At 68.8% G+C, this 1,152-nt stretch carries 2 protein-coding genes; both read right to left on the reverse strand.

The window, feature by feature from the left end; genetic code table 11:
* The coding region (locus AC1DYI_RS36385) for a TrmH family RNA methyltransferase (RefSeq protein WP_477208945.1) at positions 1 to 482 on the reverse strand (482 nt) is incomplete at its 3' end.
* Positions 483 to 486: 4 nt separating this feature from the next.
* Positions 487 to 1,113, reverse strand: coding sequence for a ribonuclease HII (gene rnhB, locus AC1DYI_RS36390; RefSeq protein ID WP_477208946.1), 627 nt, complete (start codon positions 1,111 to 1,113; stop codon positions 487 to 489).
* Positions 1,114 to 1,152: the final 39 nt, after the last annotated feature.

Below are 1,152 nucleotides of genomic sequence, written 5' to 3' on the forward strand. Positions count from 1 at the left end.
CCGGCGCGCAGAACCTTGGGTGACCACAACGCGGCGGTGCCCTTGATTGCCAGCACCTGGCGTGCGCCGAACGCGGCAGCGCTGCGCAGGATGCTGCCGACATTGCCGGCGTCTTGCAGCCGGTCCAGCACGACGCTGGCGGCAGCAGGGTCGATGGCCGGCGCTTCTGGCGTGACGAGCAAGACGCCGAGCCGCGCTGGTGATTCCAGGCCGCTCAGCGTCTTGAACAGCTGATCGGGCACAAGTACCACGCGCCGAGCCTTGGTGGCCCAGCCGCGCCAATCGGGTCGTTCAGCCCAGGCGCTTTCAGCCAGCACCAACTCATCCAGCGCCACGCCGCGTTGCAGCGCCGCACCGACCAGGTGATCACCTTCGAGCCAGATTTGGCCTTGCTTGCGGTAGGCGCCCGGGTCGCCCGCCAGCTTGCGGATACGTTGCAGCAGCGGGTTGTCGCGCGCTGTGATCAGCAGCGGGTCGTTCACCGGCTCACTCCAGGTCGCCGAGTGCCACCCGCACCGGCCCGAAGGTGCGGCGGTGCACAGCGCAAGCGCCGTGCGTGCGCAACGCAGCCAGGTGCTCTGGTGTCGGGTAGCCCTTGTGGGTGGCGAAGCCGTACTGCGGGTGGGCTTCGTCCAGCACCGAGCACAGCCGATCGCGGTGCACCTTGGCCAGGATCGATGCCGCCGAGATCGATTTGACCTTGGCATCGCCCTTGACGATCGCCTCGGCCGGCACGCGCAGCACCGGCAGCCGGTTGCCGTCGACCAGCACCTTGGCTGGCAGCAGGCGCAGGCCCTCGACGGCGCGGCGCATCGCCAGCATCGTCGCGTGCAGGATGTTCAGCGTGTCGATCTCGTCGACGCTGGCCTCGGCGATGCTGCAGCACAGCGCCTTCGCGCGGATCTCGTCGAACAAGGCTTCGCGGCGCTTCTCGGTCAGGACCTTGGAGTCCTTCAGGCCGCGGATCGGCTTCAACTCGTCCAGGATCACCGCCGCAGCCACCACCGGCCCGGCCAGCGGGCCACGGCCGGCCTCGTCCACGCCCGCCACCAGGCCAGGCGCGTCAAAAACGAGCGAAATCTGCTCAGGCTTCAAGGATTTGCGCGATCGCATCGCCGGCCTTGCGCGCCGTGTCCTGGCGCAGTGTCAGGT

The sequence above is a fragment of the Ideonella sp. P3_A4 genome (genome assembly GCF_056403075.1).

Bases quoted from the DNA above. Each gene is read 5' to 3' on its own strand.
- rnhB (WP_477208946.1), bottom strand. From the start codon at position 1,113: ATGCGATCGCGCAAATCCTTGAAGCCTGAGCAGATTTCGCTCGTTTTT.